At 71.4% G+C, this 16,076-nt stretch carries 12 protein-coding genes; 11 read left to right on the top strand and 1 reads right to left on the bottom strand.

Features of this window, described 5'->3' with window-relative positions:
* Positions 1-12: 12 nt before the first annotated feature.
* Genes KY572_RS03700 through KY572_RS03675 form a run of 6 tightly spaced genes read left to right on the top strand, consistent with a single transcriptional unit; the run spans position 13 to position 6,008 of the window.
* A complete protein-coding gene (locus KY572_RS03700; protein ID WP_224240767.1) occupies positions 13-1,215 on the top strand; it encodes a sodium:proton exchanger in 1,203 nt (400 codons plus the stop codon).
* On the top strand, positions 1,212-2,510 hold the full coding sequence (locus tag KY572_RS03695) for a cation:proton antiporter (protein WP_224240766.1): 1,299 nt from the start codon (positions 1,212-1,214) through the stop codon (positions 2,508-2,510). Before KY572_RS03700 ends, KY572_RS03695 begins: the two co-directional genes overlap by 4 nt.
* Positions 2,511-2,534: 24 nt before the next feature.
* Positions 2,535-3,146 (top strand): L-threonylcarbamoyladenylate synthase, encoded by a 612-nt coding sequence (locus KY572_RS03690; protein ID WP_224240765.1) that lies wholly within the window; start codon positions 2,535-2,537, stop codon positions 3,144-3,146.
* Between the two features lie 18 nt (positions 3,147-3,164).
* On the top strand, positions 3,165-4,160 hold the full coding sequence (locus tag KY572_RS03685) for a hypothetical protein (RefSeq protein ID WP_224240764.1): 996 nt from the start codon (positions 3,165-3,167) through the stop codon (positions 4,158-4,160).
* 45 nt (positions 4,161-4,205) lie between these two features.
* Positions 4,206-5,156, top strand: a complete 951-nt coding sequence (xerD, locus tag KY572_RS03680; RefSeq protein WP_224240763.1) for a site-specific tyrosine recombinase XerD — start codon at positions 4,206-4,208, stop codon at positions 5,154-5,156.
* A gap of 30 nt (positions 5,157-5,186) precedes the next feature.
* The gene (locus tag KY572_RS03675) at positions 5,187-6,008 is read left to right on the top strand and encodes a metallophosphoesterase (protein WP_224240762.1); all 822 of its coding nucleotides are present in this window, start codon (positions 5,187-5,189) and stop codon (positions 6,006-6,008) included.
* Between the two features lie 21 nt (positions 6,009-6,029).
* On the opposite strand, the gene KY572_RS03670 is transcribed toward KY572_RS03675, so the two are convergent.
* A complete protein-coding gene (locus KY572_RS03670) occupies positions 6,030-7,196 on the bottom strand; it encodes a DUF4388 domain-containing protein (protein ID WP_224240761.1) in 1,167 nt (388 codons plus the stop codon).
* A gap of 388 nt (positions 7,197-7,584) precedes the next feature.
* On the opposite strand from KY572_RS03670, the gene KY572_RS03665 reads away from it, so the two are divergent.
* From KY572_RS03665 to KY572_RS03645, 5 genes are all read left to right on the top strand, one after another.
* Positions 7,585-8,442, top strand: coding sequence for a segregation and condensation protein A (locus tag KY572_RS03665; RefSeq protein ID WP_224241487.1), 858 nt, complete (start codon positions 7,585-7,587; stop codon positions 8,440-8,442).
* Positions 8,429-9,415, top strand: a complete 987-nt coding sequence (scpB, locus tag KY572_RS03660) for an SMC-Scp complex subunit ScpB (RefSeq protein ID WP_224240760.1) — start codon at positions 8,429-8,431, stop codon at positions 9,413-9,415. Before KY572_RS03665 ends, scpB begins: the two co-directional genes overlap by 14 nt.
* A gap of 18 nt (positions 9,416-9,433) precedes the next feature.
* On the top strand, positions 9,434-11,365 hold the full coding sequence (locus KY572_RS03655; protein ID WP_224240759.1) for a pseudouridine synthase: 1,932 nt from the start codon (positions 9,434-9,436) through the stop codon (positions 11,363-11,365).
* 98 nt (positions 11,366-11,463) lie between these two features.
* Positions 11,464-13,593 carry a HEAT repeat domain-containing protein gene (locus KY572_RS03650; RefSeq protein WP_224240758.1) on the top strand — a complete coding sequence of 710 codons (2,130 nt, stop codon included), beginning with the start codon at positions 11,464-11,466 and terminating at the stop codon, positions 13,591-13,593.
* A gap of 1 nt (position 13,594) precedes the next feature.
* On the top strand, positions 13,595-15,937 hold the full coding sequence (locus tag KY572_RS03645; RefSeq protein ID WP_224240757.1) for a cyclic nucleotide-binding domain-containing protein: 2,343 nt from the start codon (positions 13,595-13,597) through the stop codon (positions 15,935-15,937).
* Positions 15,938-16,076 lie beyond the last annotated feature (139 nt).

The following is a 16,076-nucleotide window of genomic DNA, read 5'->3' as shown; positions in this document are numbered from 1 at the left end:
AGCACGCAAGTCGTGCAAGCGCTGCTCGTCTTCCTCGCCATCGCGGCGCTCTCGCTGCTGGCCTCGAGCCGGACACTGCTGGATCCCAGCAGGCTGCCCGGCGTGGCACAGCTGGCGGCCAGCGGGCTCATCTTCCTCGTCTTCGGCGCCCTGCTGGGGCCCGGACTGGCCGGGGTGCTGACGGAGGCGGACCTGCAAGGGCTGCGGCCCGTGGTGTCCCTGGGGCTGGGCACCGCGGGTGTCATCCTGGGGCTGAACCTGGAGCCCCGGCTGCTGCGGCTGCTGCCCCGGCCGGTGTTCTCCGCGGCCCTGGCGCACGCCGGGGTGGCCTTCCTCTTCGTGGCGGTGCCCCTGACGGGGGCGCTGCTGTTCACGACGGGAGTGTCGCTGCGGCTGGCGATGGGCGGCGCGGCCCTGCTGGGCGCGGCGGCCAGCCTGTCCTCGGGGCACTTCGCGGTGCTGGGCTACCGCAGCGGGCGGATGGAGCGCTCGCGCGGGCTGGCCGTGGCGCTGCTCACCATGCTGGATGATGGCGTGGGGCTGGGCGTGCTGGCGCTGGCGCTGGTGCTGGGCGCGGCGGCCAGCCCCGCCGAGGGCGTGGGCCTGGTGTGCCTGGCGCTGCTGCTGGGCATCCTCTGCGGAGGGCTGATCGCCTTCCTCACGTACGCGCTGAAGGATCCGGCGGAGCTGACGGCGGTGATGCTGGGGGGCGTGGCGCTGGTGAGCGGGGCGGCGGCGTACCTGCGCGTCTCCTCGCTGCTGGCGGGCGTGGCCTGCGGGGCGACGCTGGCGCTGGTGGGCGGCCGCGCGGTGGAGCAGGTGGCGCGGGCGCTCGGGCGCTTCGAGCGGCCCACCTATCTGATGCTGGTGTTCCTGGCGGGCTGCCACCTGCAGGCGCGGGACGTGGAGGCGTGGATGCTGCTGCCGGGGTACGTGGCGCTGCGCTTCCTGGGCAAGGTGCTGGGAGGCTCGCTGGCCCAGCGCTTCGCGGCGAGCGCGCTGAAGCTGCCGCCGAAGCTGGGCTACGCGCTCATCGCCCAGGGTGGGCTCGCGGTGTGCCTGGTGGTGCAGTACCTGATGCTGGTGCCCGGCGAGCTGTCGCAGCACGTCTTCGACGTGGTGGCCCTGGGGGCGGTGGTCAACGAGGTGCTGGCGAACCGGGCCTTCCGGCAGGTGCTGGAGACGCCCCGCGCGGCCACGGGAGGCACGGCATGAGCGGGGCCATCATCCGCCTGGGGCTGCTGGTGGCGCTGCTGGCGGGCATCTCCCGGGTGCAGCTGTGGCGCGCGGACACGGGCAACTCGGTGATGCTGGCGGCCGGCGCGCTGCTGCTGTGCGGGATGTTCGCCGGCAAGGTGGCCAAGGGCGTCGGGCTGCCGCGCCTCACGGGCTACCTGCTGGTGGGCGTGGCGGTGGGGCCCTACGCGCTGGGCTTCCTCCCGGGCGAGGGCGTGAAGGGGCTGGAGCTGGTGAAGGGGCTGGCGGTGAGCCTCATCGCCCTGGTGGCGGGCACGGAGCTGCACCTGGGGCTCATCCGCCGGGTGGGCGCCAAGGTGGCCCTGCTGTGCGCCGCGGTGTGCGGGGTGACGTTCGTGGTGTGCTTCGCGGCGCTCTTCGCCCTCAAGCCGTTCCTGCCCTTCATGGTGTCCATGTCGCTGCCGCAGGCGATGGCCGTCAGCGCGCTGGTCTCCACGGTGGTGGTGTCCTTCTCGCCCACGGTGACGATCGCCATCGTGCAGGAGACGTCCGCGCGCGGCTCGTTCACCGAGTTCCTCATGGCCCTGGTGATCATCGGGGATCTGTTCGTCATGGTGGCCTTCGCGGTGGCCGCGGGCGTGACGCGCGCCAGCTTCGGTGGAGGCTTCGACTTCCGGGGGCTGGTGGGCGGGGTGGGCTGGGAGCTGTTCGGCTCGGTGGCGGTGGGGGCGCTGCTGGCCGTGGCGATGCTCATCTACATGCGCCGGGTGAACCGCGAGCTGCCGCTGTTCCTGGTGGGGCTGTGCTTCGCGGCGGCCGAGGGCGGAGCGCGGCTGCACCTGTCGCCGCTGCTGGTGGCCCTGTCGGCCGGGGCGCTCATCGCCAACCTGGACGAGCGCGAGAGCCAGCGCATCCACCACGCCATCCAGCTGGCGGGCCTGCCCGTGTTCGCGCTCTTCTTCGCGGCGGCGGGGGCGGGGCTGAAGCTGTCCACGCTGGTGACGGTGGGGCCGGCGGCGCTGCTGCTCGTGGTGGTGCGCGCCCTGGCCATCCACCAGTCCTGCCGCCGCTTCGCCCCCAAGGAGGATCCCCGGCTGCGGCGCTACCTGTGGATGGGCCTGGTGTCACAGGCGGGAGTTACCTTCGGGCTCGCGGCGCTGGTGTCCCGGACCTTCCCGGACTTCGGCCCCCAGGTGGAGGTTCTCATCGTGGCGATGATCACCACGCACGAGCTGGTAGGGCCCGTGCTCACCCGGAAGGCCCTGGAGCGCAGCGGCGAGGCACGAGGCGACGAGCGCCCGCAGACCGCGTAATCTACGTCGCTCAGGAGACCCGCAATGGCAGCCCCCATCCTCGAGGTGGACATCCAACACCCTCAGCCTCGGCATGTCGCACGCGCCGTGGAGGTGCTCGAGCGTGGCGGCCTCATCGCGTATCCCACTGACACCTACTACGGTCTGGGATGCGATCTGACGTCGAAGAAGGCCATCGAGCGGCTGTACAAGCTCAAGGGGCGGGACAAGAAGAAGCCGCTGTCGTTCCTGTGCCCGGATCTCTCGGACGTGGCGAAGTACGCGCACGTGAGCAACTTCGCCTACCGCACCATGAAGGGGCTGACGCCGGGCGCGTTCACCTTCATCCTCGAGGCGACGCGGATCGTCCCGGAGATCATGATGTCCAAGCAGAAGCAGGTGGGCATCCGCGTGCCGGACGCGCCGCTGGCCCGAGCGCTGGCGGCGGGGTTGGGCCGGCCCATCATCACCACCTCGGCGAGCGACGAGAGCGGAGAGCCGCTCATCGACGCTCGGGACATCAAGGAGAAGCTGGGGCACGGGTTGGAGCTGATCCTGGACGGCGGGGTGACGCTGATGGAGCCGTCCACGGTGGTGTCGCTGATCGGCGACTCGTTGGAGATCCTCCGGCAGGGCAAGGGCCGGCTGGACGCCTAGAGGCAGAGGAGCAGCGCAGTGGACCTCCCGAGCTCGCATGATGTCGCCCCCGACGCTCCGGAGAAGGTCCCAGGGCTTCCCCGGCTGCTGTGGATGCTGCTGTGGCAGCCGGTGGATCTGCACTACCGGCTGCATGGAGCCGGCATCCAGTCTCCCGGAGGGCGGGTAGGGCAGCTGTGGCACGAGCAGTCCGACGGCAGCCGCGCGGCGGGGCTCTACGCACGGCGGATGCTGGTGCTGCTCCTGCTCGTCTCCCCGCTGCTGACCGTGTCGGCGGGCACGGCCCTGGCGAGCCTGGGGCTGAAGCTGGAGCCCGGGTGGTGGGTGAGCGCGGTGCTGTGCTCGCTGATGGGGCTGTTCCTGGCGCTGTCCTCGGGGCTGGCGGCCGGGACGCTGATGGGCTTCCTGGCGAGCCAGGCCATGCTGGTGGGGCTGCACGCGGCGGTGGGCGGGGCCTTCGGGCCCCGGATGGGAGGCGTGGCCGGCATCGTCACGGGCGGGTGTCTGGGGCTGGTGGGCGGCCTGTGCGCGGGGAGCATCGGCGCGCTGGCCCGGGGCAAGGGCCTGTCCATCAACCGGGTGCAGATCGGCGCCATCGTGCTGAGCCTGGTGCCCATGGTCATCTGGGGCCTCGGGAAGGAGTGGCGGTTCGGAGGCGCCGTCGCGGCCAGCGCGCTCGTGGCGTACCTGGTGGCCGCCTTCCGGCTGCCCATCTTCCTGGTGGAGTCCCTCGTCCAGGCGGGGGCCTTCGCGATGGAGCGGTGGGTGGGGCTGCCCACGCTGCGGTGGTCCCCCGTCGTCCACCACAACCTGAGCTATCTGCCGTACCCGTTCCTGCGGGCCCACATGGCGCTGGCGGCGCGCTCCCGGCCCCTGGAGGTGCTGGAGGTGGCCAACGCGTGCCTGAAGTCTCCCGGCAACGCCCTGCTGGGCTGGCCCTGGGTGCTGGCGGCGCTGGCGCAGGCGGAGGCCGCCGCGGCGGGGGAGCAGGAGGACACCCACAAGGAGGGGTGAGGGCCGCGAGGTTGCCAGGCCGCGCCGCTCCGCTACCCTGGGGGCATGGAAGGGCTGCTCGACGCATTCATCGCCTTCATCCGCGCCGAGCGCGGCCTGTCCGGCAAGACGGTGGACGCCTACGCCGCCGATCTCACGGTGTACTTCGAGGATCTGCGCGCGCGCGGCGTCCTGGCGGCGGAGCGGGTGAAGCAGGAGGACGTGTCCGAGCACCTGAAACGCCTGGGCCAGCGGGGCCTGTCCCGGCGCAGCCAGGCGCGGCACCTGGCGGCCATTCGCGGCTTCCACCGGTTCCTCATCGCCGAGAAGCTGGCGGAGAAGGATCCCACCGAGGACCTGGACACCCCGCGCTCCGCCCGCAAGCTGCCGAGCTTCCTCACGCTGGAGGAGGTGGAGCAGCTGCTGGCCGCGCCGGACGAGCGCCACCCGGCGGGCCAGCGGGACAAGGCCATGCTGGAGCTGCTGTACGCCACGGGCCTGCGCGTGAGCGAGCTGTGCTCGCTGGGCATCAACGACGTGCAGCTGGGCGCCGGCTACCTGGTGGCCAAGGGCAAGGGCTCCAAGGAGCGCGTCGTCCCGGTGGGGCGCATGGCGGTGGAGAAGGTGCAGGAGTACCTGGCCGGGCCCAGGCAGTTCCTGCTGGGCAAGAAGGAGTCCCGCGCCCTCTTCGTGACGCCTCGCGGCGGACCGTTCACCCGCATGGGCTTCTGGAAGCTGCTCAAGCGCTACGCCCTGAAGGCCGGCATCCGCAAGCCGATCTCTCCCCACAAGCTGCGGCACTCCTTCGCCACCCACCTGGTGGAGCGCGGGGCGGACCTGCGCGCCGTCCAGGCCATGCTGGGCCACGCGGACCTGGCCACCACGCAGATCTACACGCACGTGAACAGCGCGCGCCTGCGCGCCGTGTATGACGAGCACCACCCGCGAAGTGACACCGTCGCCCGGCCGCCTCCTCGGCCGAAGCGGCGGCCGCAATCTCCCAGGTCGGAGACTTGAGGAAGGCGCCACTGCCACTACGCTGGGGGGGTGACTTCCCGCCTCCTGCGCCTCCCGGCCTCCGGCCGGCTCCTGGTCGCCACCGACATCCAGGGCAACCTCGGGGACTTCCGGCGCATGCTGGCCCTCTTCGAGGAGGCTCCCGCCGACACCGTCCTGGTCTTCACCGGCGACATCATCCACGGGCCCGACGAGGAGACGGAGCAGAACTGGCCGGACTACCTGGGCACGCCCTACCGCGACGAGTCCCCGGAGGTGGTGCGGCAGTTCCTCGAGGCGCGCGAGCGCTACCCCGGGCGGGTGCACTGCCTGCTCGGCAACCATGAGCACGCGCACGTGGGTGGGCCGCGCACCGCCAAGTTCCATGCGGACGAGGCCCAGGTGCTCGAGGAGCGCCTGGGGCCCGGGCCCACCGGCGCCCTGAGGACGCTGTTCAACCAGTTCCCCCTGGTGGCGGTGGCCCCCAACGGCGTGGTGCTGCTGCACGCCGCGCCCTCCGCGCACCTGAACGGGCCCGGGGATCTGGAGCAGGTACAGCTCGAGGGCTATGCCCACATGGGCATCGAGGAGTTCTTCTACGTGCCCGTCATCGGCGCCACGCTGTGGAGCCGCATGGCCCGGCCCGAGCAGGCCCGCGCCTTCCTGGGCGCGCTGGGCGGCCGCATCGCCATCTACGGCCACGACGTGGTGCGCGAGGGCTACGAGCGGGTAGGGGACGAGCAGCTCTGCGTCTCCACCAGCTTCGCCCTCTACGACAAGGACAAGGTGTACGTGGAGCTGGATCTCGCCCGGACGTACCCCCACGTCCACGCCCTGCGGGACGGCATCGAGCTGAAGAAGCTCCACGGCTGACGGCGCCGTGCAGGCAGCGGCTCAGGCCTGCACGCGCGGCAGGAAGCCGTACGGATCCGTCTTGCGCACCGGCTCCAGCTCGCCCAGCACCGGGCCAATGCGGATGAGCCCCGTGGCCAGCAGCCGATGCACCGAGCGCGCCGCGGCTGCCTCACCCATGGCCGCCGTGCTCAGCGCCTTGCGGATCGTCGTGGACCCGCGCAGCTTCGAGTACAGGTAGAGATCATCCGCCGTCAGCGAGGTGGGCAGCGGCCGGGGCAGGGGCTCGAAGACGAGCCGCCCGTCCATCGCGAACAGCTCGTCGCACAGCGCCAGCGTCAGCTTCACCTCCGCCTCGCGGTACAGCGCGTGCGCCTCCGGCACGGGGCCCTTCTCGAGCACCTGCTCCACCACCGCGATCGCGTGCTCGTACTTGCCCTCGTCCAGGAAGTTCCGGGCGGCCTCCAGCAGCTCCGCCTCCTGCAGCGACTCGCCCATGGACGGGCCGCGCGCCCGCTGCGGCGCCAGCACCCCGCGCCGGTACAGGTGCAGGAGCCGCCGCGCCACGAAGATGCGCGACTCCTTCCCGCTGGCGAGCAGCTCGGCCAGCATGGCCCCTTCCTCCGCCCGCTTCATGAGGATGGACTCCTCCTCGGAGAAGTGCCCCACGGCGTGCTCGCGGAAGACGCGGAAGGTGGTGTCCATGCCCGGGAAGATGTCCCGGAACATCTTCCACTCACGCCGCCGCGCCAGCGCGTCCCGGTGCAGGCTCGTCAGCGGCAGCTTCAGCTCCACCGCGTGCACCAGCGACGGCAGCTGCAGGTTGAACTCCACCTCGCCCGAGTCCCAGTTGTAGCAGTCGAAGAAGGCCTCGCGCGCCTTGTGCTCGAGCACCTCCAGCATCCGCTGCATCTCCACGAACTGCTGGCGCACCAGGTACGCCCCATAGGGCATGTTCGCCAGCTCCGCCGCCTCGTACGCCAGCGCCGCCCGCGGCGCGTCCAGGATGCCCAGATCCACCAGCATCTGCGACAGGTGCTCGCTGGGCGTGTTGGAGCCCTCGCCCACCAGGAAGCCGCCCTGGAAGAAGAAGTAACGAATGGCCGAGCCACGCTCGAGCCGCAGCGTCCCCACCGCCTTGCGCGACAACAGCGCGGGGATCACCACGTCCATCGAGTAGTGGGTGAGGCTCCCTTTGAAGTGCTCCATGATGTCTCCGGCCGCTGAGGGCGCCTGCTCGCTCCCCGGGGAGGCTAATCACAGGTTTGATAATGCTCAAGCCTTTGAATTCACTGGTTTTTTGCCAGACTGTCGCAAAGTTCCAGAATTTGAGACAAGACGGCCACCGGGGTATGAGCGGCTTGCTGGAAATGCCCACCTTCGTGGGCACGGGCGCCGTCCCCGAGACGGCTTGTCAGCGGCCTCATGAATGGTTCTCACGTGTGTCTGGCACAAGTGCTTCGCGTGCATGTGTTGACCGCACGCGAAGTGCTCATCGCGCGCTCGGGAGTGGGGTTTGGCGGACCCGGCGAATGTTTGACCCTCCAGGAGGGCGCTGCTAAGGGGGAAGGCCTGTGAAGTGCCTGAAGGACGTCCGGTGACCGAGGCCCGCCGCACGCCGCCCGAGGAGGGCTCCAGCGATGCCGAGGTGCCCCGCTCGCCAGGGGACGCCTTCCGTATTGCTCTGCCCAATTTCGAGGGCCCGCTGGATCTGCTGCTGCACCTGATCCGCGAGCACCGCGTCGACATCTTCGACATCCCGCTGGCGCTCATCGTCGAGAAGTACCTGGAGTACCTGCAGAAGATGCGGGAGCTGAACCTGGACATCGCCGGCGAGTTCCTGGTGATGGCCTCCACGCTGGCGCACCTCAAGAGCCGCATGCTGCTGCCGCGCCAGGACGCCGCGGCCCCCGTCGAGGCCACCGAGGCGACGCTGGAGGAGACGGGCGATCCGCGCGCGGAGCTGGTGCGGCGGCTGCTCGAGTACCAGAAGTACAAGGACTCCGCGGAGCAGCTGGCCAAGCAGGATCTGCTCGGGCGGGACGTGTTCACCCGCAACGTGCCGGCGGAGGCGGTGCCCATCCCCGAGGAGGAGGTGGGGCTGCAGGAGTTCTCCGTCCTCAAGCTCATCGAGGCGCTGGACCGGGTGCTCGAGCGCCTGGCCCCCAAGCCGCAGCACGAGGTGGTGCGCGAGCGGCTGACGCTCTCGGAGGCCACCCTGCGCGTGGTCGAGCGCGTGCGAGGGCAGGAGCGGGTGACGTTCGCCAGCCTGTTCCCGGAGGGCAGCACGCGCCAGGAGATCGTCATTACGTTCCTGGCAATCCTGGAGATGGTAAAGCGCCGCCTGATTCGCGTCTTCCAGGAGGAGCCTCTCAAGGACATCTTCCTGATGCCCAATGGGGACGCGCTCGAGCGGCTGGTCCCCACGGAGGTGGACGACAGTGACTACCGGTAGGAACCCCACCGACGAGACGACCGAGGCCCCCGCTCCCGGCACCCCCGGTGGCCCGGGGCCCTTCTCCGAGGAGGAGATCGCCGCCGTGACGGGGCCGGGCGGCGACAGCGATCTGGACGAGCTGGAGGCCGCCGCCATCGAGGAGGACACCGGGCCGGACCTGGAGACCTCCTTCGAGAAGCTGGTCGCCAAGAGCAAGAAGCTCTCCGAGGACCGCATCCGCACGGTGCTGCAGAGCGTGCTCTTCGTGGCGGACAAGCCGCTCACGGTGGATCAGCTCTTCGAGTCCACGGGCATCGAGCGCGAGCTGATCGCCAAGGCGCTCGATCAGATCTCCGGCATCCACCGGGACGGGGTGAACGGCATCGTCCTGCACGAGGTGGCGGGCGGGTGGCAGTTCCGCACGGATCCGCACTCGGCGGAGTACGTGCGGCGCTACCTGCGCGTGAAGCCGCAGCGGCTCACCCGGGCGGCGGTGGAGACGCTGGCCATCATCGCCTACCGCCAGCCGGTGACGCGCCCGGAGGTGGAGGAGATCCGCGGCGTGGACTGCGGCGCCGTCATCAAGGCGCTGATGGATCGCAAGCTGGTGAAGATCCTGGGCAAGAAGGAGGAGGTGGGGCGCCCCATCCTCTATGGCACCACGCGCGAGTTCCTGGAGTTCTTCGCGCTCAAGGATCTGTCCTCCCTGCCCACGCTGCGCGAGTTCCACGAGCTGACGCAGGAGCACCAGGAGATTGTCGAGAAGGAATCCTCGGCGGCGCCCAAGGTGTCCGGGACGGTGGAGGCCCTGGCGGATCCAGGCTTCCAGAAGCGCCTGGACAAGAGCGCCGCGGCCTCGGAGGCCGCGCTGGAGGAGTTGGAGGAGGCCATCACGGCCGCCGACAAGAGTCAGAAGGCCGCCGCCGGCCTGTTGACGAACACGCCCCCGCAGACGCCCGAAGGGGGCGCCGCGGGACCCAAGCCCGAGTGACGGGCACGAAGGCATCACATGGCTGCTGAACGACTTCAGAAGTACCTGGCTCGCGCGGGAGTGGCTTCGCGCCGGCATGCAGAGGAGCTCATCACCGCGGGTCGGGTGAAGGTGAACAACGAGACGGTGACGGAGCTGGGCAGCCGGGTGGAGCCCGGTACGGACCTGGTGATGGTGGACGGCAAGCTCGTCACGCCGCCGGAGAACACGTCCTACTACCTGCTCTACAAGCCGGCGGGAGTGGTGACGACGCTGTCGGATCCGCAGGGGCGCCCCACGGTCGCCAGCTACGTGGAGGAGGCGGGCAAGCGCCTGTTCCCCGTGGGCCGGCTGGACTACGACGCCGAGGGCGCGCTGCTCTTCACGGACGATGGGGCGCTGGCCCACAAGCTCACGCACCCCAGCTTCCAGGTGCCGCGCACGTACCTGGCCAAGGTGAAGGGCTCGCCGGACACGGCCACGCTGGAGAAGCTGCGCGGGGGCGTGCGGCTCGAGGACGGCATGGCCACGCCGCTCTCGGTGGAGGTGTTCGAGCAGGCCGAGCGCAACACGTGGCTGAAGATCGTCGTCGCCGAGGGCCGGCCTCACCTCATCAAGCGCCTGTGCGCGGCGGTGGGGCACCCGGTGGTGCGCCTGTACCGCCCGGCCTATGCGGGCGTGGGCGTGGGCGGGCTGCGGCCCGGAGAGCTGCGTCCGCTGACGAACTCCGAGGTGCGCCTGCTGCAGGACGTGGCCGAGGCGCGGATGGCTCCGCCCGAGGGCGCGATTGGCCTGCCGCCGCGGCGCCATGGGCGGTCCGCGCCCGGCTTCATGGAGGCGGATGACGGTGGCGAGGACTTCGAGCCGGAGGTCGAGCGGCCCGAGCCCGTGGTGGTGAAGCTGCCTCGGGCGCAGGAGGTTCCCGAGGGGATGCGGCCGGCCGCGGCGGGGCGTCCCGCGCGTGCGGCGGGCAAGGGCCGGAGCGAGGGTGGCACCGGGCTGGCGCGCTTTGGCCGTGGGCGCACGGAGGGAGGCGATCGTCCGCAGCGCAAGGAGTGGAAGCCGCGCGGCGAGGACGGGGAGCGGCCCCAGCGCCGGGAGTGGAAGCCCCGCGCCGAGGGTGAGCGTCCTGCCCGCAAGGAGTGGAAGCCCCGCGCCGAGGGTGAGCGTCCTGCTCGCAAGGAGTGGAAGCCCCGCGCCGAGGGTGAGCGTCCTGCCCGCAAGGAGTGGAAGTCCCGGGACGGGGGCGACCGTCCTGCTCGCAAGGAGTGGAAGCCTCGCGCCGAGGGTGAGCGCTCCGAGCGCCGTGAGTGGAAGCCGCGTGGCGAGGGGGCGGGGCGTCCCGAGCGCCGCGAGTGGAAGCCGCGTGGCGAGGGTGAGCGTCCGGCTCGCAAGGAGTGGAAGCCCCGAGGAGAGGCGGGCGACCGTCCCGAGCGCCGCGAGTGGAAACCGCGTGGCGAGGGTGATCGTCCGGCTCGCAAGGAGTGGAAGCCCCGAGGAGAGGCGGGCGCCCGTCCTGAGCGCCGCGAGTGGAAACCGCGTGGCGAAGGGGCAGGCCGCCCCGAGCGCCGCGAGTGGAAGCCTCGTGGCGAGGGGGCGGGCCGTCCCGAGCGTCGCGAGTGGAAGCCTCGGGACGAGGGTGATCGTCCGGCTCGCAAGGAGTGGAAGCCCCGAGGGGAGGGCGGAGATCGTCCCGCCCGGAAGTCCTGGAGCCCTCGCGGAGAAGGAGCCGCGCCGGGGCCCCGCAGCCGGGGAACCGGAGCCTTTGGCCGGACGCCCCGAGCGGGTGGAGACGCGCGGCCGGAGCGCCGGAGCGCTCGCCCGGAGGGTGAAGGAGAGGGCGGCGGAGGCTTCGTCGACTGGCGCAAGCAGAAGCGGCGTGAGCCGGGCGCCGACTGGGACTCCCGCCGCCCAGGGCCGGGCGGAGGTCGGGGCCCTCGCAAGCCTGGCGGTCCGCGTCGCCCCCGGTGACGCGCCGCGGGGTGGCCGCCTTCCGTCGCGGCTGAGTTCTTTCCAGAGGGGCTGATATAAGCGTTCGCCATCCACCGTCTTCCTTTTCTCGGAGTGCGATGAGAACCGGCGTGCGCCCCCTTGTCGTCGTCCTGACCCTGCTGCTGCTGGCGGGGTGTCAGGGCAATCGCGATCAGCTCCTCGCTGACCTCCAGAGCCCCCGCCCGGAGGTCCGCGCCCAGGCGGTGAAGGCGCTGGCGAAGCAGGGCAATGCGGAGGATCTGGTCCTCTTCTCTCGCGCCGCCAAGGATGTCGCCGCCATCGTCCGGGGCGAGGCTGCCGCGGCGCTCGGCGAGAGCCAGGACGCGCGGGTGGTGGACCTGCTGGGCGAGCTGCTCGAGGACCCCGTGGAGGATGTCCAGGGCCGCGCCGCGATGGCGCTCGCCAAGGTCAAGAACGACAAGGCCAAGGCATACCTCACCCTGCAGTACGGCCGCCGAGGCCGGAAGACGCGCCAGGTCATCGTCCAGGCGCTCAAGTCCGCCAACGTGCCCGGCGCCATGGCCCAGGTGGTGGCCGCCGAGTCCAAGGCCATCTGGGAGCGCAACCTGCTCGCGCTCAACGAGGGCACGCTGCCGGAGCGCGTCGGCGCCGCCGAGGAGCTCGGCAAGAGCGGGCGCCCGGAGGCCATCAACCGGCTGATGCCGCTCGTGCGGGACAGCCAGGTCGTCATGGCCGCCGCCGCCGTCCGTGGCCTGGGGGATGCGGGAGACCGGCGCGCGGTGCCCGCCATCGCGCTGCTGCTCGATGAGAGCTTCCCCGAGCTGCGCGAGGCCTCCATCAACGCGCTGCGCAAGCTTCAGGATCCGACCGCGGTCCCGCGCCTGCAGGCCGTGGCGGTGGAGAAGAGCGTCGTGAGCGGGCTGGCCAAGGACGCCATCGCCTCGCTGCCTCGCTCGCCGGAGACCGACGCGGCCCTGTGCGCCATCGCCTTGGAGGGCGCACGCCGGGAGGCCATCTCTGCGGCCCGCGACATGCGCTCGCGAGGTGGGTGCCCGCTGGATCCCATCAACGAGCGGCTCTCCCGCCCGGCGGGCATCGAGGGTGCCCTGCAGGCCATCATCGGCCTGGGCCCCACGGCCAAGGCCACGCTGCCCAGGGTGCTGCCGCTGCTCGCGTCGGCGGATGCCGCGCAGCGCATGCTCGCGGTGGAGGCGGTGGGGGCCATCGGCGATGTGTCGGCCGCGCCGGCGCTGCAGAAGCTGTATGAGCAGGAGCTCAAGGCCATCGAGGCGCCGCGCCAGGACTGGATTCCCACGGCCCTGCCGCAGACCTATGGCGCGGGGTTCGATCCCTCTGCGCCTTCCGAGACTCCGAGCCACCCGCACTCCGCCCAGGAGGAGGCGCGGGCCGCCAAGCAGAACCATCTGATGGATCGCGTCCGGGCGCTCAACGCCCAGCGTGCCCGCGAGGCCGGCCGGGTGGTGGTCCAGCCGCGCGTGCCCTCGGAGCTCTCCGATGACGTGGAGCCGCTGAGCCTCGAGCCGCTCGCAGCCGTGCTGCGGGCGCTGGGGGCGGTGAAGGCCGAGGGGGCGCTCGCGCTGCTCAAGGGCTACGCGGGGGACGCCAGCGTGACGCTGCGCACCGCGGCCCTGGTGGGGCTGGCGCGGATGGGGCCCGAGGGTGTCGAGGCCGCCAAGGGCGGCATGTTCGAGGCCGAGCGGGATCTCCAGACGGCCCTGGCCCAGGCGCTGGCGGAGCAGGGCGAGAACGGCCAGAACGCGCTGGTGTCGTTGCTGCCGCAGTTCTCCAGCGAGAAGCTGGTGCTGCTGGAGGCGCTGGCGCAGTCCGGGGCGCCTGCCTCGGCCTCGTCGGCGCTGCAGGAGGTGGTGCGCCAGGGTGGGGCGGAGGCGGTGCTGGCGGCCAACATCCTCGGCCGGATCAAGGCCAAGGACGCGGTGGAGACGCTCTCCAAGGTGCTGGATGATCCCGCGAGCGTGGCTCGGCGGGAGGTGCTCCTGGCGCTCGGGGAGATTGGCGACACCAAGGCCGCGGAGGTGGTGGCGAAGGACCTGTACCACGACCTTCCGGAGGTCCGCGCCGCCGCGGTGACGGCGCTGCAGAAGATCGGCACCAACGCCCAGTCCGAGGCGCTCGACGCGCTCAAGAGCGACTATTATCGGCGGGTGCGCGAGGCTGCCAGCGCCGCGCTGGCGAAGACGGGCACCGTCGCGGAGGGGGCTCACTGATATGGAGATGCGCAAGCTCAGGGACAAGGCCACCGAGGCCTTTGCCAAGGGCCGCTTCTCCAAAGCCGCGGAAATCTACGAGGAGTACTGCAAGGCGGAGCCGAAGGACTACCAGGCCCGCCTGCGCATGGGGGATGCCTGGGCCAAGGCCGGCCAGAAGGACCGCGCCGTCTCGGCCTACCAGCTCGCCGCCACGGGCTTTGCGCGCGAGGGCTTCCTCCCGCGAGCGATCGCCGCCAGCAAGCTGATCCTCGAGCTGGATCCCGCCCACAAGGGCGTGCAGCGGATGCTGGCGGACCTCTACGCGCGCAAGAGCGCTGGAGACGACGGCGCATCTCAACGTCCTTCCAAGCCCGCGCGTCGGGTGGAGCTTCCTGCTTTCACCGAGAACATGGGCGTCTCGATGGGCCCATCCGTGGCGCCGCTGGAGCTGCCCGAGGAGGATATGGAGATTCCGCTCCATGCGCCGCTGGAGATTCCGGAGTCTCCCCCGGTAGCGCGGGCCGCGGCGGTCGAGGAACCGCCCGACGAGGAGCTCGCCGTCGTTCAGGGCGTGCCCATGGCGCACCCACCCGAGGCGCCCGCTGCCCCGGCTCCGGCGCCCGTGCAGGCTCAGCCGCCGCCGCAGGCACCCGAGGTGTCGTCGCCTCCGCTCGATCCGGTGCCCATCCCGATCACCGAGCTTCTGGTCCGCCCTCGGCCGGCACCGTCTCCGGCCCCGGAGGTGCCGCCTGCGCCGGTCACGTCCGAGCCAGCGGCGAGCGAGCCGGTTCAAGCTTTCCCGCCGGCTCCGGATCCTACGCCCGCCGCGACGCAGGGCCCGCCACCGCCTCGAGCGCCCGAACCTCCGGCACCCTCGGTCAGTGCCAGGCCCCCGGGGCTCTCTCCTCGAAGCACCCCGCAGCGTCCCTCCGTCTCTGTCCCCGCTGTCCCGACGGAGCCGCCGCGCGCGGCTCCCGCCCCCGCGCCCGTGGAGGCAGCGCCCGTTCAGGCAAACATGGTGGCGTCGGCGGATGAGACGTCGCTCGAGGTGGATCTGGGTCGGGGGGTGAAGAAGCTCGCCTGGGCTGCCCTGAGCGAGCCCCTGTTCCCGGTCGCTACCGCCGCGAAGGAATCGGCTCCCGTGGCTGCGGCGCCAGTCTCCAGCGCGCCCCCTCCCGCTGCGTCATCGCCCGCGGCGCCCACTCCTGTTGCTCCCGCTCCCGCCGCAGCAACGCCCGCTGGCTCGGCGCCGCCCGGGCTTAGGCCGCGCCGGCCGTCAGAGCCTGGAATGCCGGACATGGCCGTGACGCCTTCACCGGGGCGATCGGCGGTAGTGGCATCCAGTCAACCGCCCGTGTCGACTGCCTTCACGGAGCCGGATCCGGAAGGAGACACGCTGCTGCACGCCGTGGAGGCGGCGGCGATCTCCGGAGTGAAACAGCGCGCGGCGCACTCGGCCGACGGCACCCACGTGGAGGACGAGGACATCCTCAGCCTGACGGAAGAGGTGAGCGCCGAGGCGCCCGCGGCGGGAGCGCTGCCGAACATCCCGCTCTTCTCGGATCTGCCCCAGGACGCCTTCATCGAGCTGTTCGAGCGCTGCCCGCTGCGCCGCTTCTCGCAGGGCCAGCGCGTCTTCGAGCAGGGCAGCCACGGCAACGCCTTCTACGTCATCTGCGAGGGCAGCGTTCACGTCTTCCGGCACGAGGGCTCGCAGCGCAAGGAGCTGGCGACGCTGGGCAGCGGGGCCTTCTTCGGGGAGATGGCGCTCTTGTCCGGAGCGCCGCGCATGGCCTCGGTGGAGAGCACGACGGAGGACACGCAGTTGCTGGAGATCTCAGCCCCGGTGCTGGCGGAGCTGTCGCGGCAGCATCCGCAGGTGGCCCGGGCGCTCAAGAAGTTCTGCCGCGAGCGCATGCTGTCCAACGTCATGAGCACCTCGGCGCTGTTCGAGCCGTTCGGGCGCAAGGATCGGCGCGTGCTGGTGGAGAAGTTCCGCGCCCGCGAGGTGAAGCGCAACGAGATCATCGTTCGCGAGGGCGACCGGACGGACGGGCTCTACGTGGTCCTCTCCGGCGAGGTGGAGGCCCGCAAGGGTGACCAGGTGCTCTCCCGGATGAGGGAGGGCGAGCTGTTCGGGGAGATCTCCCTGCTGTCGAAGACGCCGGCCACGGCGACGGTGATGGCCATCCGGCGCACGTCGCTGCTGCGCCTGCCACGAGAGGACTTCGACGCGCTCATCCTCACGCACCCGCAGATCCTGGTGCTCGTCTCGGAGCTCTCCGAGCAGCGGCTGCGGCGCACCGAGGCGCTCACGGGCACCCAGGTGCTGGAGCTGACGGCGGAGGACCTGCTCGTCTAATGGGGCGCGGGACAGGTGGGGCCTCCCTGCCGTCCGGACTTGTTGCGAACTGGTATGACAAGCAGACCGTCGAAATACGGCGTGAGGGCCCGGGAGAGACAGTGGCACGCCAATCCCCTGCGCCATGGCGCAGGGGGGG

It is taken from the genome of Hyalangium gracile (assembly GCF_020103725.1).
Lineage (GTDB): Bacteria > Myxococcota > Myxococcia > Myxococcales > Myxococcaceae > Hyalangium > Hyalangium gracile.
Note: the sequence above shows the minus strand (reverse complement) of the source record. Positions and strands in the feature narration are given on the sequence as shown.